This window comes from Mycobacterium sp. 852002-10029_SCH5224772, from assembly GCF_001667315.1.
Taxonomy (GTDB): Bacteria; Actinomycetota; Actinomycetes; order Mycobacteriales; family Mycobacteriaceae; genus Mycobacterium.
Genome location: NZ_LZHT01000003.1, coordinates 1 through 18541, shown reverse-complemented (window position 1 = coordinate 18541; position 18541 = coordinate 1). Strand labels below are relative to the sequence as shown.

General features: G+C 67.2%; 20 protein-coding genes. 11 read left to right on the top strand and 9 right to left on the bottom strand.

The genetic code is table 11. The features are described from left to right. Positions 1–73: 73 nt before the first annotated feature. The 3 genes from mddA (at position 74) to A5775_RS00100 (ending at position 2538) form a co-directional block, all read left to right on the top strand. Positions 74–838, top strand: coding sequence for a methanethiol S-methyltransferase (mddA, locus tag A5775_RS00110; protein ID WP_067245681.1), 765 nt, complete (start codon positions 74–76; stop codon positions 836–838). A gap of 61 nt (positions 839–899) precedes the next feature. Further along, positions 900–1382, top strand: a complete 483-nt coding sequence (locus A5775_RS00105) for a cation:proton antiporter regulatory subunit (RefSeq protein WP_067245336.1) — start codon at positions 900–902, stop codon at positions 1380–1382. Positions 1383–1386: 4 nt separating this feature from the next. Then, positions 1387–2538, top strand: coding sequence for a cation:proton antiporter (locus tag A5775_RS00100; RefSeq protein WP_067245332.1), 1152 nt, complete (start codon positions 1387–1389; stop codon positions 2536–2538). Positions 2539–2547: 9 nt separating this feature from the next. Here A5775_RS00100 and A5775_RS00095 read toward each other — a convergent pair whose 3' ends face one another. Then, positions 2548–3117 (bottom strand): Rv3235 family protein, encoded by a 570-nt coding sequence (locus A5775_RS00095; protein WP_369827749.1) that lies wholly within the window; start codon positions 3115–3117, stop codon positions 2548–2550. A gap of 186 nt (positions 3118–3303) precedes the next feature. Between A5775_RS00095 and A5775_RS00090 the strand changes: the two genes are divergently transcribed. The 5 genes from A5775_RS00090 (at position 3304) to A5775_RS00070 (ending at position 8756) form a co-directional block, all read left to right on the top strand. Continuing rightward, positions 3304–4725: a wax ester/triacylglycerol synthase family O-acyltransferase gene (locus A5775_RS00090; RefSeq protein ID WP_067245327.1), complete on the top strand. Its 1422-nt coding sequence runs from the start codon at positions 3304–3306 to the stop codon at positions 4723–4725. Between the two features lie 40 nt (positions 4726–4765). Continuing rightward, on the top strand, positions 4766–5572 hold the full coding sequence (ppk2, locus tag A5775_RS00085; protein ID WP_067245324.1) for a polyphosphate kinase 2: 807 nt from the start codon (positions 4766–4768) through the stop codon (positions 5570–5572). Between the two features lie 2 nt (positions 5573–5574). Then, on the top strand, positions 5575–6084 hold the full coding sequence (locus A5775_RS00080; RefSeq protein WP_067245321.1) for a hypothetical protein: 510 nt from the start codon (positions 5575–5577) through the stop codon (positions 6082–6084). Between the two features lie 136 nt (positions 6085–6220). Beyond that, complete coding sequence (locus A5775_RS00075; protein ID WP_067245672.1) at positions 6221–7375, top strand: ferredoxin reductase; 1155 nt, start codon at positions 6221–6223, stop codon at positions 7373–7375. Between the two features lie 97 nt (positions 7376–7472). Continuing rightward, positions 7473–8756, top strand: coding sequence for a fatty acid desaturase (locus A5775_RS00070; RefSeq protein ID WP_067245317.1), 1284 nt, complete (start codon positions 7473–7475; stop codon positions 8754–8756). Between the two features lie 55 nt (positions 8757–8811). On the opposite strand, the gene A5775_RS00065 is transcribed toward A5775_RS00070, so the two are convergent. Together A5775_RS00065 and A5775_RS00060 are read right to left on the bottom strand one after the other, a co-directional pair. After that, the gene (locus A5775_RS00065) at positions 8812–9636 is read right to left on the bottom strand and encodes a hypothetical protein (protein WP_067245314.1); all 825 of its coding nucleotides are present in this window, start codon (positions 9634–9636) and stop codon (positions 8812–8814) included. Next, entirely contained in the window at positions 9633–10241 is a 609-nt protein-coding gene (locus tag A5775_RS00060; protein WP_067245309.1) for a TetR/AcrR family transcriptional regulator, read from the bottom strand. Before A5775_RS00060 ends, A5775_RS00065 begins: the two co-directional genes overlap by 4 nt. A 169-nt stretch (positions 10242–10410) precedes the next feature. On the opposite strand from A5775_RS00060, the gene A5775_RS00055 reads away from it, so the two are divergent. Beyond that, complete coding sequence (locus A5775_RS00055) at positions 10411–11559, top strand: hypothetical protein (RefSeq protein ID WP_067245306.1); 1149 nt, start codon at positions 10411–10413, stop codon at positions 11557–11559. Between the two features lie 31 nt (positions 11560–11590). Here the strand turns inward: A5775_RS00055 and A5775_RS00050 are convergent, their stop codons facing one another. Genes A5775_RS00050 through A5775_RS00040 form a run of 3 tightly spaced genes read right to left on the bottom strand, consistent with a single transcriptional unit; the run spans position 11591 to position 14227 of the window. After that, positions 11591–12088 carry a DUF302 domain-containing protein gene (locus A5775_RS00050; RefSeq protein ID WP_067245303.1) on the bottom strand — a complete coding sequence of 166 codons (498 nt, stop codon included), beginning with the start codon at positions 12086–12088 and terminating at the stop codon, positions 11591–11593. Next, on the bottom strand, positions 12075–13034 hold the full coding sequence (locus A5775_RS00045; RefSeq protein ID WP_067245300.1) for a carbon-nitrogen hydrolase family protein: 960 nt from the start codon (positions 13032–13034) through the stop codon (positions 12075–12077). The genes A5775_RS00050 and A5775_RS00045 overlap by 14 nt, the downstream gene beginning before the upstream one ends. 11 nt (positions 13035–13045) lie before the next feature. Next, on the bottom strand, positions 13046–14227 hold the full coding sequence (locus tag A5775_RS00040) for an acetyl-CoA C-acyltransferase (RefSeq protein WP_067245297.1): 1182 nt from the start codon (positions 14225–14227) through the stop codon (positions 13046–13048). Positions 14228–14318: 91 nt separating this feature from the next. Here A5775_RS00040 and A5775_RS00035 point away from each other — a divergent pair, with 91 nt between their 5' ends. Then, on the top strand, positions 14319–14795 hold the full coding sequence (locus A5775_RS00035; RefSeq protein WP_067245294.1) for a helix-turn-helix domain-containing protein: 477 nt from the start codon (positions 14319–14321) through the stop codon (positions 14793–14795). Here A5775_RS00035 and rsgA read toward each other — a convergent pair. Together rsgA and aroA are read right to left on the bottom strand one after the other, a co-directional pair. After that, on the bottom strand, positions 14779–15762 hold the full coding sequence (rsgA, locus tag A5775_RS00030; protein WP_067245291.1) for a ribosome small subunit-dependent GTPase A: 984 nt from the start codon (positions 15760–15762) through the stop codon (positions 14779–14781). The two genes, A5775_RS00035 and rsgA, sit on opposite strands and share 17 nt — an antisense overlap. Then, positions 15759–17054, bottom strand: coding sequence for a 3-phosphoshikimate 1-carboxyvinyltransferase (aroA, locus tag A5775_RS00025; RefSeq protein ID WP_067245289.1), 1296 nt, complete (start codon positions 17052–17054; stop codon positions 15759–15761). Before aroA ends, rsgA begins: the two co-directional genes overlap by 4 nt. Positions 17055–17176: 122 nt before the next feature. Between aroA and A5775_RS00020 the strand changes: the two genes are divergently transcribed. Continuing rightward, positions 17177–17941 carry an SOS response-associated peptidase gene (locus tag A5775_RS00020; protein WP_067245286.1) on the top strand — a complete coding sequence of 255 codons (765 nt, stop codon included), beginning with the start codon at positions 17177–17179 and terminating at the stop codon, positions 17939–17941. Between the two features lie 15 nt (positions 17942–17956). Here the strand turns inward: A5775_RS00020 and A5775_RS00015 are convergent. Then, the coding region (locus tag A5775_RS00015; RefSeq protein ID WP_156660512.1) for an HNH endonuclease signature motif containing protein at positions 17957–18541 on the bottom strand (585 nt) is incomplete at its 5' end.

Here is an 18541-nt window from a genome sequence, read left to right as displayed (position 1 = left end):
GGCCGCACATTCGGCGCCGATGTGAGGCATCCGCCCCATGTTCAAACGCGCCCGCGAGGCGCACAATCAGCGAATGAAGCGATTCTTGATAGTCGGTTACGGCGCCGCCGCTTATCTGCTGTTTCTCGCCGCATTTCTGTATCTCGTGGCCTTCCTGGGAAACTTCTGGGTGCCGCGAACCGTCGATCACGGGCTGTCGGCGCCCATCGGTCAAGCGGTGCTGATCAACATCGTTCTGCTTGCCGTGTTCGCCTTCCAGCACAGCGTCATGGCGCGGCCGTCGTTCAAGGAGCGGTGGACGCGTTTCGTGCCGGCGTCGATCGAACGCAGCACCTATGTGGTGCTGTCCAGCGTCGCGCTGGTGCTGCTCTACTGGCAATGGCGGACGATGCCCGCCGTCGTCTGGGATGTGCGACTGCCGGCGGGGCGCCTGGTGCTGTGGACATTGTTCTGGCTCGGCTGGGTGGTTGCGCTCGCCGCGACGTTCATGGTCAGCCACTTCGACCTGTTCGGCCTCCGCCAGGTGTATCTGGCGTGGCGCGGAAAGCCCTACACGCACATAGGTTTTCACGCCCGGATGCTGTACCGGCTGGTGCGCCATCCGCTCATGCTCGGGTTCGTCATCGTCTTCTGGGCGGTACCCACCATGACCGCCGGACACCTGCTCTTCTCGCTCGCCATGACGGGCTATATCTTGGCCGCCACCCATCTAGAGGAGCGCGACCTGGTGGAGGCGCTGGGTGAGCAGTATCGCGACTACCGCCGCCGGGTACCGATGTTGCTGCCGCTGGGACACCGGCCGCGCCAGGAGCCGACCCGACCGGCGGAGCTGCATTAGCGTTCGGGCAAGCGTGGCGGTCCGCTGACGGCGGGCCGGGTGACCTGTCAGGATTGACGGCATGGATGTCAAGGAGGTGTTGCTGCCCGGGGTCGGTCTTCGCTACGAATTCACCGATCGCAACGGCGACCGCATCGGCATCATCGCGCGGCGCGCCGGCGATTTCGACATCGTCGTCTACGCCCGCGACGATCCGGACGAGGCCCGGCCGCTGCTCCACCTCAACGACCAGGAGGCCGAGGCCGTGGCCCAGATCCTGGGGGCGCCCCGGATCGCCGAGCGGTTCACCGAACTGGCCCGCGAGATACCCGGGCTCGAGACGGGGCAGGTGCACATCCTGGCCGGCAGCCCCTTCGTGGACCACCCGCTGGGTGACACCCACGCCCGCACCCGCACCGGGGCGTCCATCGTCGCCATCGTGCGCAACGAGGAAGTGCTGGCCTCACCGGGCCCCGCCGAGACGCTGCATGTCCGAGACGTGCTGATCGTCATCGGCACCGAAGACGGCATCGCGGGCGTCGAGCAAATCATCGACAAAGGTTGACTCGGTGCAAATCTCAGGGACGCTGCTGCTACAGCTCGGCGCCCTCCTGACCACGCTGGCCGTATTGGGCGGCGCCGCACGCCGATTCGCGTTGTCGCCCATTCCCGTGTATCTGCTGGCCGGCCTGGCCCTGGGCAAGGGCGGGATCCTGCCGATGGCCGCCGGCGGGGAGTTCATCACCACCAGCGCACCCATCGGCGTCGTATTGCTGCTGCTGACCCTCGGGTGCGAGTTCTCGGCGGCCGAGTTCTCCAGCAGCATGCGCCACCACCTGCCGTCCGCGGCCGTCGACGTCGTCCTGAACGCCGCGCCCGGCGCGATCGCCGGCTGGCTGCTGGGATTGGATGGGGTGGCCATCCTGTGCCTGGCCGGCGTCACCTATATCTCCTCGTCGGGCGTCATCGCGCGGCTGCTGGAGGACTTGCATCGGCTCGGTAACCGGGAAACGCCGGCGGTGCTGTCCGTGCTGGTGCTCGAAGACTTCGCGATGGCCGCCTACCTGCCGCTGTTCGCCGTCCTGGCGTCGGGTGGTGGGTGGCTGCGCGCGGTCGGCGGGATGGCGGTGGCGGTGGGCGCACTGGTGGCGGCGTTCGCCGCCTCCTACCGCTGGGGTCACCACGTGGACCGGCTGGTCGAGCACCCTGACTCCGAACAGCTGATGCTGCGGGTGCTGGGCATCACGCTGATCGTGGCGGCGCTGGCCGAATCGCTGCACGCCTCGGCCGCCGTCGGCGCGTTCCTGGTGGGCCTGACGCTGACCGGGGAAACGGCCGAGCGGGCCCGCCAGGTGCTGAGCCCGCTGCGTGATCTGTTCGCCGCCATCTTCTTCCTGGCGATCGGCTACTCGGTGGGCCCCCAGGAGCTGATCCCCATGCTTCCCGCGGCCCTGATCCTGGCCGCGGTGACCGCGGCGACCAAGGTGGCCACCGGGATGTTCGCCGCCCGGCGCGACGGCGTGGCGCGGCGCGGTCAGCTACGCGCGGGCACCGCGCTGATCGCCCGCGGCGAATTCTCGTTGATCATCATCGGATTGGCCGGCAAGTCGCTGCCCGCCGTCGCGGCGCTGGCGACGTCCTACGTTTTCGTCATGGCGGTCATGGGGCCCGTGCTGGCGCGCTACACCGGCGGTCCGCGGACGGCCGGTGTAGCCGGCTGACCGGCGCGCTCACCCGATGTGCAGGGCCACCACGATCCATCGGGTCCCGCTCGCGACGTTGACCTGCTCCACCCGGCAGGCGATGGCATGTATCCGGCTCCCGCGGCTGTAGGAGCCGAAGACTTCGGCCGCCGCCTCGGGTTCGCGGTGACCCGCCGGCTGCAGTCGCATGCGGCGCAACACCGCGGCACCGGCGCGGCCGGGCGTCTGCCCGGCCACCGAACGGCCAACCGCGACAACAGAATCCACCAAACTGGGCGCCAGCAACGGATTCAGCTGTGCGGCCGGGCGGCGGCGGTCGATGACCTCCAGCACGCGCCGCAGCGCGGCGTCGGCGAAGATCGCGGCCTGGCGCATCGGCGCGGACATGACCGCGGCCGAATCCGGCGCCGGCGCCCTGCTCGGTTGCCCGGTGTAGGGGCGGGGCGCGGCGTGGCCGCTGCGGCGGCGTGACGGGGTGCGCGAGGACCGCCGGCACGGCGGCACGGTGCGCGGCACGTCCTGGGTTTCCGGCTCGTAATCGACGACTGGTATGACGGTGAAAGCGTCGGAGCGATTCGCCACGGGATCGGTGTTCAACGCGCACTCTCCAACTCTTTCGGCCGGACCGGAAGCCTGCTGGAGAGGGGCAGACAGTGGTCATCATGGCATAACTCTCCGATCGCGCGTGTTCATGCCCGAGTGCGCCCCGGGCCGGACGATTACCGTGAGCGAGACACCGCTCGAGGCGACAGGGCGATGAATCGACGAGGAGGACTGCGCCGAATGGTGACCCGGTTGTCCCCGCCGGACGCGTCGTTTTATCGGCTGGAAAATACCGCCACCCCCATGTACGTCGGATCGCTGGCAATCCTGCGTCGTCCGCGCGCCGGACTGAGCTACGAGAAGCTGCTGGCAACCGTCGAGCAGCGGCTGCCCCAGATTCCGCGCTACCGGCAGAAAGTCCGCGAGGTGCCCGTCGGCACGGCCCGGCCGGTGTGGATCGACGACAACGACTTCGACATCACCTACCACGTACGGCGCTCGGCGCTGCCCTCGCCGGGCAGCGACGGGCAATTGCATGAGCTGATCGCTCGGCTGGCCGCGCGGCCCCTGGACAAGTCGCGGCCGCTGTGGGAGATGTACCTGGTCGAGGGCCTGTCCAAGAACCGGCTCGCCCTCTACACCAAATCGCATCAGGCGCTGGTCAACGGGATGGCGGCGCTGGAAATCAACCACGTCATCAGCGACCGGACGAAACGCCCGCCGCCGGCGCCGGAAGACATCTGGGTACCGGAACGCGACCCGGGCAATACCCGGCTGGTGCTCGGCGCGATCGGTGAGTGGCTGGTGGGCCCGAGCGCGCAGCTGCAGGCCGTCGGCTCCGCGATCGGCGGCCTGATGACGAATTACGGCGAGCTCGTCGGCGCCGGCCGCCGGACCCTCGGTTTCGTGCGCAACCTGGCCCGGGGCGACGCGCCCAGCAGCCCGCTCAATGCCACCGTGTCGCGGCATCGCCGGTTCACCGTCGCCACCGGCAGCCTCGAGGATTACCGCGCCGTGCGGGCCCGTTATGACTGCGACATCAACGACGTGGTGCTCGCGGTGATCGCCGGCGCGCTGGGCAATTGGCTGATGTCGCGCGGGGTGGCGGTCTCGCCGACCGCGACGGTGCGGGCGATGGCGCCGCTGTCGGTGCACGACGACGGCGACCTCGACGCGAGCGGCCCCGGCCAGCCGATCAGTCAGGTGGTGCCGTTCCTCGTCGACCTGCCCATGGGGGAGCCGAACGCCGTGGTGCGGCTCTCGCAGATCGCGCACGCCACCGAGGCCAATCCGACGGCCGCCCAGCTGGTGGACGCCAGGACCATCGTCACGCTGTCGGGGTTCGCGCCGCCGACGCTGCACGCCATGGGAATCCGCGTCGCGACCAGTTTCCCGAGCTTCTCCAAGCGCACGTTCAACCTGCTGATCACCAACGCGCCCGGGGCCCAGTCGCAGATGTACGTCGCCGGCACCAAGTTGCTGGAGACCTACGCGGTGCCGCCGCTGCTGCACAACCAGGCGCTGGCGATCAGCGTGACGTCGTACAACGGCATGCTCTATTACGGAATCAACGCCGACCGCGAAGCCATGAGCGATGTGGACCTGCTGCCGGGGCTGCTGAACCAATCGCTCGAGGAGCTGCTGGAGGCCTCCCGGTCCTAGTGGGCGGTGAAAACCCTGCGTACGGCTATGATTCGTTGCTGTGAAGCCCGCCGCGCCCCAGATTGCAGACGCCGTCTACGAAGCCGAATTGTTCCGGCTGCAAACAGAATTGGTGAAGCTGCAGGAGTGGGTGCGCTATTCCGGGGCGCGGCTGGTGGTGATCTTCGAAGGTCGTGACGCCGCCGGCAAGGGCGGCGCCATCAAACGGGTCACCGAATACCTCAGCCCGCGGGTTGCGCGGGTCGCCGCGCTGCCGGTGCCGACGGATCGCGAACGCGGCCAATGGTATTACCAGCGCTACATCGCCCACCTGCCCACCAAAGGTGAGATCGTGCTGTTCGACCGGTCGTGGTACAACCGGGCCGGCATCGAAAAAGTCATGGGATTCTGTACGCCGCAAGAGCATGCGCTGTTTCTGCGGCAGACACCGATCTTCGAGCAGATGCTGATCGACGACGGGATACTGCTGCGCAAGTATTGGTTCTCGGTCTCCGAGGAAGAACAGCTGCGCCGGTTCAAGGCGCGCCTGAACGACCCGGTCCGGCGATGGAAGCTCAGTCCGATCGACCTGGAATCGGTATACCGGTGGGAGGATTATTCACGCGCGAAGGACGAGATGATGGTGCACACCGATACCCCGGAGAGCCCGTGGTATGTCGTGGAATCGGATATCAAGAAACACGCCCGACTGAACATGATGGCCCATCTGTTGTCCACGATCTCCTACCGCGACGTCGAGACGCCCAAGGTCGAGTTGCCGGGGCATCCCGTCGTGAGTGGCAACTACCAGCGCCCCCCGCGTGAGTTGTCGAGGTATGTCGACGACTACGCGGCGACACTCATCTAGCCGTGGCGATCATCTACATCCCCGCCACGCTGCCCATGCTGCAGCGGCTCGTCGCCGAGGGCTCGGTGCGGCCGGTCAACGGCACGGCATTCGCGCTGACGCCGACGTTGCGCGAGGCCTACGCCGAGGGCGATGACGACGAGCTCGCAGACGTCGCGATGCGCGAGGCGGCGCTGGCCTCGCTGCGCCTGCTGGCCGCCGGGGCTGACGCGCCGTCGGAGTCCCTGCCGCCGCGCCGCGCGGTGCTGGCCGCCGACGTCGACGATCTCACCTATCGTCCCGACCTCGACGACGCCGTGGTCAGGCTGCCCGGCGCGGTCGCGATCGAGGACGTGATCGCCGCCTACGTCGACAACGCCGCCGCCGAAGAGGCGGTCGCGAAGGCCATCGAGGCCGTGGACGCCGCCGACCTGGGTGATGAGGACGCCGACCTGATTGTCGGCGATGCGCTCGACCACGATTTAGCCTGGTACGCCAACCAGGAGCTGCCGTTTTTGCTCGACCTGATGTGACGCCGAAATCTGAAACTCCAGGCCGCAACAGTGGCTACGACACCGTAGGTTACGGTACCGTAGGTTTCGTGAAGCACACAGAATCGATCACAATGTGAGCGTAGGCAAAGCGCCACATAGTGAGCAGGAGTTTCCTCTGGGCAAACGGAACCCATCGATCACGGGCAACGTCGTCGACACCAAGCGACCCGTGGTCGCCGGTGCCGAGCGGCACCCCGGCTGGCATGCACTGCGCACGCTCGCCGCGCGCATCACCACGCCGCTGCTGCCCGATGACTATCTGCACCTGGCCAACCCGCTCTGGTCGGCGCGTGAACTGCGGGGACGGGTCCTGCAGGTGCGCCGCGAGACGGAGGATTCCGCCACCCTGGTCATCAAACCGGGCTGGGGTTTCAACTTCGACTACCAGCCGGGCCAGTACATCGGCATCGGACTGCTGATGGACGGACGCTGGCGCTGGCGGTCGTATTCACTGACGTCGACCCCGGCCGCGACCGCCGCACGCTCCGGTTCGGCGCGCACCGTGACCATCACCGTCAAGGCGATGCCCGAAGGTTTCCTGTCGTCGCACCTGGTGGCCGGTGTCGAGCCCGGCACCGTCGTCCGACTCGCCGCGCCGCAGGGCAACTTCGTCCTGCCCGACCCGGCGCCCGCGTCGATCCTGTTCCTCACCGCCGGCTCCGGGATCACGCCGGTGATGTCGATGTTGCGAACCCTGGTGCGCCGCAACCAAATCGGTGACATCACCCACCTGCACTCAGCGCCCACCGAATCCCACGTGATGTTTCGTTCCGAGCTGGCCGCGCTGCAGGCCGACCACCCGGGCTATCGGTTGCAGCTGCGCGAGACGCGGACACAGGGCCGCCTCGACCTGTCCGTGCTGGACGCCGTCGTGCCGGACTGGCGCGAGCGCCAGACCTGGGCCTGCGGGCCGGAGGGCCTGCTCATTGCGACTGAACGCGCATGGTCCGCCGCGGGCATCACCGACCGTTTGCATCTCGAGCGGTTCGCGGTGTCCAAGGCCGCGCCCGCCGGTGCCGGCGGAACGGTCACCTTTGCCCAAAGCGGACGCACCGTCGCCGCCGACGCGGCGACGTCGTTGATGGATGCGGGGGAGGGCGTCGGGGTTCAGATGCCCTTCGGGTGCCGCATGGGTATCTGCCAGTCCTGCGTGGTCAGCCTGGTGGAAGGTCACGTGCGCGATTTGCGCACCGGCCAGGAGCACGAACCGGGAACCCGGGTGCAGACCTGCGTGTCGGCCGCATCCGGTGATTGCGTCCTCGACATTTAAAGGCTACTCACAGGTAACCTACGGCTTCGTAGGTTACGATAGCGTAGGTCTGGAGTACGTTAAGGACCGAACAAACAATCGTAGGGAGATCACGACGATGGCGATCAAAGACGTCGACGTATTCGCCCATCTGACGGACGCCGATATCGAAAGTCTGGCTTTTGAGCTCGATGCCATCCGCCAGGACGTGGAAGACTCGCGCGGCGAGCGGGACGCTCGCTACATCCGCCGCACCATCGCGGCCCAGCGTGCGCTGGAGGTGACCGGCCGGCTGTTGCTGGCCGCCGGCTCGCGCCGCTCGGCCTGGTGGGCGGGGACGGTGACCCTGGGCGTGGCCAAGATCGTCGAGAACATGGAGATCGGCCACAACGTCATGCACGGCCAGTGGGACTGGATGAACGACCCCGAGATTCACTCCTCGACGTGGGAGTGGGACATGAGCGGGTCGTCCAAGCACTGGCGCTACACCCACAACTTCGTGCACCACAAGTACACCAACATCCTCGGGATGGACGACGACGTCGGCTACGGCCTGCTGCGCGTCACCCGCGACCAGCGCTGGAAGCGCTTCAACGTCTTCAACCTGGTGTACAACACGCTGCTGGCGCTCCTGTTCGAATGGGGAGTCGGCCTGCAGCATGTGGAGCTCGGCAAGATCGCCAAGAAGCGGATGGATAACGACGAGGCCCGGCAGCGGACCGAGGAGTTCCTGGCCAAGGCCGGGCGGCAGGTGCTCAAGGACTATGTCGCGTTCCCGGCACTCACCTCGTTGTCGCCCGGCGCGACCTACATGTCGACGTTGAAGGCCAACGCGCTTGCCAATGTGATCCGCAACGTGTGGGCCAACGCGGTGATCTTCTGCGGCCATTTCCCCGATGGCGCAGAGAAATTCACCAAGACCGACATGATCGGCGAGACCAAGGGGCAGTGGTATCTGCGCCAGATGCTGGGCAGTGCCAACTTCGAGGCCGGCCCCGCGCTGCGCTTCATGAGCGGCAACCTGTGCCACCAGATCGAGCACCACCTGTATCCGGACCTGCCGAGCAACCGGTTGCACGAAATCTCGCTGCGGGTGCGCCAGATCTGCGACAAGTACGACTTGCCTTACACCACAGGATCTTTCCTGCTCCAGTACGGCAAGACGTGGCGCACGATAGCCAAGCTCTCGCTGCCGAACAAGTACCTGCGCGACGACGCCGACAACGCACCGGAAACCCGCAGCGAGCGGATGTTCGCCGAACTCGAGCCCGGCTTCCTGGGTACCGATCCGGTCACCGGCCGTCGTCGTGGGCTCAAGTCCGCGATCACCGCGGTGCGGGGCTGGCGGCGCGGGAAGCGGGCGGCCGCGGCGCGCAGTATTGACGACGGCCTCGCCGCCTAACTGCCCTTTCCGTTTGCAGCGAATGTGTATTCACTGCGAATGTCGGCGCGCGCTATTACGGGTGCGCGACGAGGTAGGTCTCGTTGCCCAGGTCCTCGGTGAGTTCGTCGATGTCGAACGGCCGGTCGAGCCGAGCGTGGAATGCCGTTTTGTCGACGAGGAGGCCGATCTCCGCGGTCTGCCAAGCGAACAATCGCCCGACGAGCGGGTAGATGCGGCGCATGATCGCCCGCTCGGCGGAACTGCAGCGGGAGGCGCAGTAGCCGACGTGGCCGATTTCGTCGGTGAGGATGTCGTTGTAGAGCAGTTCGATTCGTTGCGCGACCTCCGGCTCGTCGGCGAAAAGCTTTCGGCCGATGCGGCGCAGTTCGTCAAACATGATGCAGCCGGCCATCTCCCCGGCGCCGACGAACAGGAAGCCGAGCCGTTCGGGCATGAACACGCTCACCTTGACGAACTGGCGCAGCACGAACGGCGGGGGGACGACCTGGAAGGTCAGGTCGAAGACGTCGAGCGAGTACGCCAGCAGCCGGGTGTGGTAGTGCTCTTCGAGTTCGAGGTAGACGTTCTCGGGCGGCAGGCTCGCATCGCTGTTGCGCCCATAGGTTTCGCCGAGCCCGACGCCGAAGCGCTCGGCCTGATTCAGTTTGGCGGTCGCCAGCAGGAACAGCATCTTGGGATCCAGGCCCGGCTCTGGTCGCCGGCGGCGCAGGTTGCGCAGGAACGTCGGTCGGTCGGCGGGATAAGCGGACCGGACGGGATTGGCTTCGAGCTCGTTGAAGAACCGCTCTCGATTCGCCAACCGCCTGTTGAGCAGGTCGGCTTCCCCGTCCCGCCGGGCCAAGAAATCCCGGTAGCCCTCGATGCCCGTGCGATTCATCGTTTCTCCATTCCCTTGACAATTGTTGTTACGTAACGACTTAACAGCGCGGCATCGTGCGCGCCGGTGGACAGCAGCGCGAAAAGCCCAGTAAGGAAAAACGTTGCGAGTTCCGTCGGGTCGGCGCCGGCGGGTACCTGCCCCGCGCGCTGGGCCCGCCTGATCACGTCCGCCACGAACTGCGCGAGGGGATGCTGCGCCACTCCGTCTTCGACCGGACGGGTCGAGGAGAAATGCAACCCGAGCATGTCCCGGAATACCATGCCGCCCAACCGATGTTCGGCGTCGAGCACATGGCGCACGAGTTGTGAGAGCACGGACACCAAATCGCCCTTGGCGCCGGCAAGTTCACTGATGATCCGGGTTTCCTCGTTACGCTCCGCCTCGATCAGCACGTGTTCCTTGGTCGGGAAGTGGAAGTAGAACGTCCCCCGCACCACGCCCGCGGACGCGGCGATGGCGCTGACGTCCGCGGCGGCAAACCCACGTTGCGAGATCTCGGACAGGGCCGCGTCGAACAAGCGTGCCCGGGTCTCGAGCCGCCGGGCCTCCCGAGCGCCCGCGGCCGAAGATTTCGCCGGCGGTGCTGAGCGGGGTGACAGCATGGAGGCACCGTACGCCCAATTGCTGACGGGCGTCAATGACAGGCGTCAGTGACCGGCCCGGCGTGCCCGTCGCCGCTCGGCCACACACCCTTGCTAGACATATATCGTCAGCCTTTCGGTAAGCGCGCGCGTACCTTGGTGCGTGCGCGGACACTGAGGACGCCCCAGGATGAGCGGTCAATGCAGCGACGACATCGAACGCATCGCTCACCGCCTGGGGTTTAGCTGCGAGCATGCGTCACCGTGGGTGACGCTGAGGAATCCGTTCGGATTGGCGAACTGGACGTTGCCCGTTCTCGAAGTGCTGATCGTCGCGGGCGCCGTGCTGGCGCTCTGGTGGGCGATCCGTCGGCTGCGCCGCGACGGCGACCCCGTCAACATCGTGATCTGGTCCGCCACGGTGATCTACCTGCTGATCGTCGAGCCGCCGCTGTACTTTCCCACGGTTTTCGGCGTCGACGATTCCATCGGTGCGGTCTTCGCGCACAACGTCTTTACGGTCCAGTTCATGTATGACCGGCTGCCGATCTACATCGTCGCGCTGTATCCGGCGATGATGACGTTGGCCTACGAAGTGGTGCGCGGCCTCGGCGTATTCCGGGACTGGGGCGCGGTCGTCGGCGCGGTATGCGTGGGATTCGTCCATCACTGCTTCTACGAAATCTTCGACCAGTTGGGTCCGCAACTGCGCTGGTGGGCGTGGAACACCGACAACGCGATCAACCATCCGATGTTGGCGTCGGTGCCGATGAGCAGCGTGTTGCTCTTCGCCACCGTCGGACCCGCCTGCGTCGCATTGTTTGCCCAGTTGTTCGTGACTCGTCCCATTGAGCGGGGCCGATTGCTGAGCCGAATAAGCTTGATCGGCCGCACATTCGGAGTGGCCGCGTTGGTGCCGGTCGGCTTGGCCATCGCCAATGTTCCGATCTTGCTGGCCGGTGGCGGGGATTCCGACAGTGCCCTGCGGCGGGCCGTGTACGTCGTCATGCTCGGTGCTTTCGCCGTGGTGGCGATCCCGGTCCTGGGTCGTCAGTGGCGCAACTCCGCGTTCACGCCCAACGCGTGCAATCCCTTCGTCGGAATCTTCGGGTTCGCATTCTTGATCGTGCTCGGGGTGCTGTGGTTGTCGGCCATGCCGGCCTACCTGAACGCCTCGCATGGCCTCACGCCCGATGGAACACGCACTGGCAACCCGATATACGCGCTGGTGTGCTTTGTGCTCGCTGTCACGCTGACCATGTCGGTGACGATCCGCGTCGGGCGTCCATCAGTGCTCATGCGTCGAGCGCAGCGGACGCGCCAAGAGGTAACGCCATGACTGACCCCCGAAATCGCCGGTTCCGGCGTCTTCAGCAGCTGCCGGTCACCTTTTCGGCCAGTGCCGCCAGCTTGGCGTCGAGTTCCTTTGCCGCGCTGAGTAATTCAGGATTGGGTTCGACGACCATCAGCGACGACGGCTTGACGTAGGTCACGCTGCTGCCCGTGCCGTTGTCGGTAAGAAGCAGCTCCACCGGGGCGAACAGGCCCGCGGACACATCGTGGCGCAGCATGGTGATGGCGATCAACGGATTGCCGAGGATGACGCGCAACGCCTTGCGGTCGACGCCGGCCTTGGTGATCCAGGCGCTGTGGTCGACAGTGCCGAACAACATGAATCCGCTTGGGCCGACATGGGTTTGGACACGCTGCTGGTATGCCTGCCAGTCGTAGGTGGAAGTCGCGATGTCGTTGATCGGCACCGGGCTTTCGCCGATGTCGGCCAGTAGCGCGGCGACCAGCTCGTCGCAGCTCTTGGTGCTGTCGTAGCGCACTCGGACGCCGTCGAAATGGGTTTCAGATGCAGACATGCTCGACCTCCTCGAGTTCGATGTTGTCGTGCACCTGCGCGCTGGGGGTGCGATCGATCAGCAGGCTCAGCATTTCGGGCCGGCTGTAGTGGCCACCGGCGTCCATGAGGACCTTGCGGGCGTCGATCAACGACAAGTCGAGATCGGCGATCACCTCACCCTCGCCGGAGCGCAGCGGCTCGCCCAGGTATTCACCCTGGGGCGTGATGATCGCGGTGAATTGGCCACCCGAGATCGGACCGATCGGACAGCCCGTGTCGGCCATGATCTGTGCCTGCTGATCGGCATCGAGCCACGCGGTCGCATTGACGACGAAGGCGCCCGACTCGAGCGCGTGATTGCGCACGCTGATCTCCATCTGTTGCGCGAACAACTCGCCTCCGAACGATCCGGGAAACATGCTCGAGTGGATCTGCTCGCCGTCGGCGATCAAGGCGTACCGTTCCAGCGCGTTGAAGTGCTCATAACACGCCAACTGTCCGATGCGCCCGACCGCGCTATCGACCGCGCGCAGCCCGCTGCCGTCGCCTTGGCCCCAGACCATCCGTTCGTGGTAGGTCGGCATGATCTTGCGGCGGCGCTGCAGCAGGGTGCCGTCGGCGTCGAACAGCAGCTGCGTGTTGTACAACGAACCACCGTCGCGCTCGTTGACACCGATCGAGACCACCATGCCGGCCGCGCGCGCCGCCGCGGCGATCACATCGACGGCGGGCGACGGTATCGTCACGGCCTGATCCAGCAGCCTGAGGTGCTCGGGCCGCATCTCGAAGGGGCGCTCGACGAACGAGAAGTACGGGTAGTAAGGCACCACCGTCTCCGGGAACGTCGCGAACTGAACGCCGTGGCGCGCCAGCTGCTCGATCTTGCTGACCACGCGCTCGACGGTCCCCTCGCGGCTGTAGAGCACCGGGCTGAGTTGGACCGCGGCAGCGCGGATCACGGTCATCGCCCCGCCGCCTAGCCCAGTCGCTCGATGATGGTGGCGTTGGCCATGCCGCCGCCCTCGCACATCGTCTGCAGCCCGTACCGGCCGCCGCGCTGCTCCAAGGCGTTGACCAGCGTCGTCATCAGGCGAGCGCCGCTGGCGCCCAAGGGATGACCGATCGCGATCGCCCCGCCGTTGACGTTGGTCTTGGCGAGATCCGCGCCGGTGTCCTTAGCCCAGGCCAGCACGACGGGTGCGAACGCCTCGTTCACCTCGAACAGGTCGATGTCGGCCACGGTCAGACCCGCCTTCGACAGCACCTTCTCGGTCGCCGGAATAACCCCGGTCAGCATGTAGAGCGGGTCGGAGCCCACCACGGTGGTGGTGTGGATCCGGGCCAGTGGGCGCAGGCCCAGTTTCTTGGCGACCTCGCTGCTGGTGATCATGACCGCGGCGCTACCGTCGGACAGCGGCGACGAGTTGCCCGGGGTGATCTCCCAATTGATCTGCGGGAAGCGCGCTTTGGCCGCCTCGCTGTAGAACGCCGGCTGCAGTCCCGCCAGCGTCTGGACCGTCGTGCCGGGCCGGATGATCTCGTCGGTGGCAAGCCCGGCGATCGGGATGAGCTCGTTGTCGAACAGCCCTTCCTTGGTGGCGCGGGCGGCCTTCTCATGGCTGCCGGCGGAGAACTCGTCGAGCTCGGTGCGCGAAAAGCCCCACTTCGCGGCGATCAGCTCGGCGCTGATGCCTTGTGGCACCAGGCCATCGGGGTAGCGCGCGTCCATGCCCTCGCCGAACGGGTTGCTGCCCGGCGACACCTGGGTGCCCATCGGGACGCGACTCATCGATTCGACGCCGGCCGCGATCACCAGGTCGTAGGCGCCGGCGATCACACCCTGGGCCGCGAAGCTGATGGCCTGCTGGCTGCTGCCGCACTGGCGGTCGATGGTGACACCGGGCACCGTCTCCGGGAATCCCGCACCCAGCAGGGCGTTGCGCGCGATGTTGACGGCCTGGTCGCCGACCTGCGTGACGGCGCCGGCGATGACATCGTCGACCTGCGCCGGATCGACACCGGTGCGCGCCACCAGTTCGCGCAGGCTGTGCGCGAGCAGGTCGGCGGGCAGCACATTGTGCAGCGCTCCACTGGCTTTGCCCTTGCCGATAGGGGTGCGCACTGCTCCGACGATGACGGCGTCGCGGCCCTGGTTCATGGCTCCTCCTCGAGTCACCTGGGTATATTAAGCTGTACTTAGATAAACACCTCGGTATGCTGAAAGCAACCCAGCTGGGGAGGTGATTTAGATGACACTGCTGCAAGGACCGCTGGCCGACCGCGAACGCTGGTCGGCGGTGGGCGAGTGCGCAATCGAAAAGACGATGGCGGTCGTCGGTACCAAATCCGCGATGCTGATCATGCGCGAGGCGTACTACGGCACCACTCGGTTCGACGATTTCGCCCGACGGGTGGGCATCACCAAGGCCGCCACCTCGGCGCGGTTGGCCGAACTCGTCGAGCTTGGGCTGTTACGGCGCCAGCCCTATCGGGAGCCTGGCCAGCGCAGCCGCGAGGAGTACGTGCTGACCCAGGCGGGCATCGATTTCATGCCGGTGGTGTGGGCGATGTTCGAGTGGGGGAGGCATCATCTGCCGGGGCGCCACCGGCTGCGGCTGACCCACCTGGGCTGCGGGGCCGAGGTGAGCGTCGAAATCCGGTGCACCGAAGGACATTTGGTGTCGCTCGACGAGCTCGGGATGCGGCTGGCTAAGAAGTCTGGTTGAGTGCGGACAGCAGCCGGCGGGCGGCCGCGACGCGGCGGGCGGCGGGCCCGGTCAGTGTGTCCAGCGCGCACTCGGGGTCGGCCGGCGGACCCATGTGCGCGCAGCCGCGCGGGCAGTCCTCGATGGCGCCGGCCAAGTCCGAGAACGCCATCATGACGTCGTCGGGCCGGATGTGGGCCAGCCCGAAGGATCGGATGCCCGGCGTGTCGATCACCCAGCCGGTGGTCGCCAGTGGCAGCGCCACCGATTGGGTGGAGGTGTGCCGTCCCCGGCCGATGTCGGTCACGTCGCCGACGGCGCGGTCCGCGTCAGGCACCAGCCGGTTCACCAACGTCGACTTGCCGACGCCGGAATGCCCGAGCAGCACGGTGATCTTGCCGGCGAGCAAGTCCGCCACGGCGAGCAGGGGATCGTCGCGGCCCGCGACGACCACCGTCAGATCCAGGTCGACGAACTGCTCCGCGAACGGCTCCGGCGGGGCGAGGTCGGTCTTGGTCAGGCACAGGATCGGCGTGAGTCCGCCGGCGTAGGCGGCGATCAGCGTCCGGTCCACTAGCCCGGTGCGTGGTGGCGGGTCGGCCAGCGCCACCACGATCAGCAGCTGGTCGGCGTTGGCGACCACCACCCGTTCGGTCGGGTCGGTGTCATCGGCGGTGCGCCGCAACACGGTTCGGCGCTCACCGCGACGCACGATGCGGGCCAGTGTGTCCGGCCGCCCGGACAGATCGCCGACCACATCGACCTCGTCGCCGACCACGATCGGTGTGCGGCCCAGCTCCCGGGCCCGCATGGCGGTGACCCGACGGTCGACGTCGCCGCCCAGCACGCATCCCCAGCGGCCGCGGTCGACACTGACCACCATGGCTGCTTCGGCGTCGGCGTGCTCGGGACGGGTCTTCGTCCGCGGCCGCGAACCCCGGCCGGAGCGAATCTTGACGTCGGACTCGTCGTAGTCGCCGGGCTTCACATGCCGCGCTCTTCCCGCGCGCTCAGCATGCGGGCCCACAGCCGCGGAAAGTCCGGCAGCGTCTTGGTGGTGGCGCCGATGTCGTCCACCTCCACGCCGGCCACCCGCAGCCCGACGATCGCGCCGGCCATCGCCATTCGATGGTCGGCATACGCGCGCCAGACCCCGCGCCGCAGCGGTGTCGCGGTGATCACCAGGCCGTCGGGCGTTTCGGCGCAATCGCCGCCGAGGCGATTGATCTCGGTGCTCAGCGCCGCGAGCCGATCGGTCTCGTGGCCGCGCAGATGCGCGATCCCGGACAGGCGGGACACCGATCCCGGGGCGGCCAGCGCCGCCAGGGCGGCCACCGACGGTGTCAGCTCGCCGACCGCGCGCAGGTCGACGTCAAAACCGCCGTAGTCACCGGATCCGCGCGCCTCCAGAAACGAATCGTTCTGGGTGACAACGGCATTCAGCTTGCTTAACACGTTCAGGATGTCCTCGGCGGGCTGCACGCTGTCCGCCGGCCAGCCCGTGATGCGCACCGCGCCGCCGGTGACCACGGCCGCCGCCAGGAACGGAACGGCGTTCGTCAGATCCGGCTCGACCTCCCAGTGCCGCGCCGCGACCGGCCCCGGCCGCACCGTCCAGCGGTTGGGAACGGAGTCGTCGACGTCGACGCCGGCCTGGCGCAGCATCACCACGGTCATCGCGATGTGCGGTGCCGACGGCAGCGCTGAACCGGTGTGCTGCACGGTCAGCCCCTCGTCGAACGAGGCCGCGCACAACAGCAACCCGGAGACGAACTGCGACGAGGCCGAGGCGTCGATCTCGACGGTGCCGCCCGTGATCGCACCGGTGCCCAGCACCCGGAACGGCAGACCCGAACCGTCGATCCGCACACCGAGCCCGCGCAGCGCATCCAGCAGCGGCACGATGGGCCGCGCCCTGGCCTGCTCGTCGCCGTCGAACTCGACGATCGATTCGGCGAGCGCCGCCAGCGGCGGGACGAACCGCAGCACCGTGCCGGCCAGGCCGCAATCGACCTGTGCCATCGGTTCCGGGCACACGCGGCCGTCGACGGTCAACTCCGTCCCGTCGCCGTCGACGCGCAAACCCAGCGTGCGCAGCGCCCCGATCATCAAATCGGTGTCCCGGCTGCGCAGCGCCCCGCTGATGGTCGGGGCGCCCTGTCCCTGGGCGGCCGCCAGCGCCGCCAGCACCAGGGCCCGGTTGGTCTGCGATTTCGAACCGGGAACGGTCACGGTCGCGTACACCGGTTGCGGTGCCTGGGGGGCCGTCCACGTACTCACTGGTCCATCATCGCCTGTCACCGGTTGCTATCACCAATAGGAGTTTCGGTGGCTCTGCCACCCATAGGAATTCGGTGGCTCTGCTACCCATAGGAGTTCGGTGGCTCTGCCACCATGGAGGTATGTGTGGACGGTTCGCGGTCACAACCGACCCGGCGCTGCTGGCCCAGAAGATCAAGGCGATCGACGAGGCCACCGGCGCCGACGCCGAATCGAACGCGCCCAACTACAACGTGGCGCCGACCTCGACCATCGCGACCGTGGTCAGCCGGCATTCCGAACCCGAGGACGAGCCGTCGCGGCGGGTGCGGCTGATGCGCTGGGGTCTGGTGCCGCCGTGGGCCAAGACCGGTGCCGACGGCTCGCCCGACACCAAGGGGCCGATGCTGATCAACGCCCGCGCCGACAAAATCACCAGCTCACCCGCCTTCCGGACCAGCGCCAAGTCCAAGCGATGCCTAATCCCGATGGACGGCTACTACGAATGGCGGGTCAATTCCGACGCCGCGGCCGGCAAGAAGTCGCGCAAGACACCGTTTTTCATGTACCGGGAGGACGGCGAGCCGCTGTTCATGGCGGGCCTGTGGTCGGTGTGGAAGCCCGCCAAGGACGCTTCGCCGCTGCTGAGCTGCACGATCATCACCACCGACGCGCCCGGGGAGCTCGCTCAGATCCACGATCGGATGCCGCTGGTGATGCCCGAGCGCGACTGGGACCGGTGGCTCGACCCCGACGCCCCTGTCGACCAAAAGCTGCTGGCCCGCACGCCCGACGTGAGCGCCATCCGCACACGCGAGGTGTCAACGCTGGTCAACAACGTGCGCAACAACGGCCCCCAGCTACTCGAGCCGGCCGAGCCGGAGCCCGAGCAGGCACGGCTTCTCTAGCGCTGTTCGCGCGGGTCATGCCGCCCCGGGATTGTCGGCTTCTTCGTCGTCGTCGCCGTCGCGTAGCAGTTTTTCGGGGTGGTGAAAAGTGTTGGTGCGCGGTTGGCCGCGGTCGAGGTGTGGGGGTGGGATCCATTCGGTGTCACCCTTGGCGTCTTTGCGGGTGGTCCAGCCGCGGGGTTGGAGCATGCGGTGATGCGGGCCGCAGGCGAAGGTGAGGTCGTTGATGTCGGTGCTGTGGCAGGTGGCGTAGTCGGTGACGTGGTGGACTTCGCAGTAGTAGCCCGACACGGTGCACCCGGGTGTGGTGCAGCCGCGGTCTTTGGCGTGCAAGACGATTCGTTGGGCGGGGGAGGCCAGCCGTTTGGTGTGATAGAGGGCCAGGGCTTTGCCGTTGTCGAAGATGGCTAGGTAGTGGTGGGCGTGGCGGCCCAGGCGGATCACATCGGTCATGGGCACGATGGTGCCCCCACCGGTCAGGCCGCGTCCGGCGGCGGCCTCCAGTTCGGCCAGGGTGGTGGTGACGATGATGCAGGCCGGCAGCCCGTTGTGCTGGCCCAACTTCCCGGAGGCCAGCAGGCCGCGCAGCCCGGCCAGCAG

Excerpts from the sequence above, each read along its gene's own strand:
- A5775_RS00090 (WP_067245327.1), top strand. The coding sequence starts at position 3,304 with ATGGTGACCCGGTTGTCCCCGCCGGACGCGTCGTTTTATCGGCTGGAA.
- A5775_RS00060 (WP_067245309.1), bottom strand. The coding sequence starts at position 10,241 with ATGCTGTCACCCCGCTCAGCACCGCCGGCGAAATCTTCGGCCGCGGGC.
- mddA (WP_067245681.1), top strand. The coding sequence starts at position 74 with ATGAAGCGATTCTTGATAGTCGGTTACGGCGCCGCCGCTTATCTGCTG.
- A5775_RS00045 (WP_067245300.1), bottom strand. The coding sequence starts at position 13,034 with ATGACCGTGATCCGCGCTGCCGCGGTCCAACTCAGCCCGGTGCTCTAC.
- A5775_RS00055 (WP_067245306.1), top strand. The coding sequence starts at position 10,411 with ATGAGCGGTCAATGCAGCGACGACATCGAACGCATCGCTCACCGCCTG.
- A5775_RS00050 (WP_067245303.1), bottom strand. The coding sequence starts at position 12,088 with ATGTCTGCATCTGAAACCCATTTCGACGGCGTCCGAGTGCGCTACGAC.
- A5775_RS00065 (WP_067245314.1), bottom strand. The coding sequence starts at position 9,636 with ATGAATCGCACGGGCATCGAGGGCTACCGGGATTTCTTGGCCCGGCGG.
- A5775_RS00040 (WP_067245297.1), bottom strand. The coding sequence starts at position 14,227 with ATGAACCAGGGCCGCGACGCCGTCATCGTCGGAGCAGTGCGCACCCCT.
- A5775_RS00070 (WP_067245317.1), top strand. The coding sequence starts at position 7,473 with ATGGCGATCAAAGACGTCGACGTATTCGCCCATCTGACGGACGCCGAT.
- A5775_RS00105 (WP_067245336.1), top strand. The coding sequence starts at position 900 with ATGGATGTCAAGGAGGTGTTGCTGCCCGGGGTCGGTCTTCGCTACGAA.
- A5775_RS00035 (WP_067245294.1), top strand. The coding sequence starts at position 14,319 with ATGACACTGCTGCAAGGACCGCTGGCCGACCGCGAACGCTGGTCGGCG.
- A5775_RS00020 (WP_067245286.1), top strand. The coding sequence starts at position 17,177 with ATGTGTGGACGGTTCGCGGTCACAACCGACCCGGCGCTGCTGGCCCAG.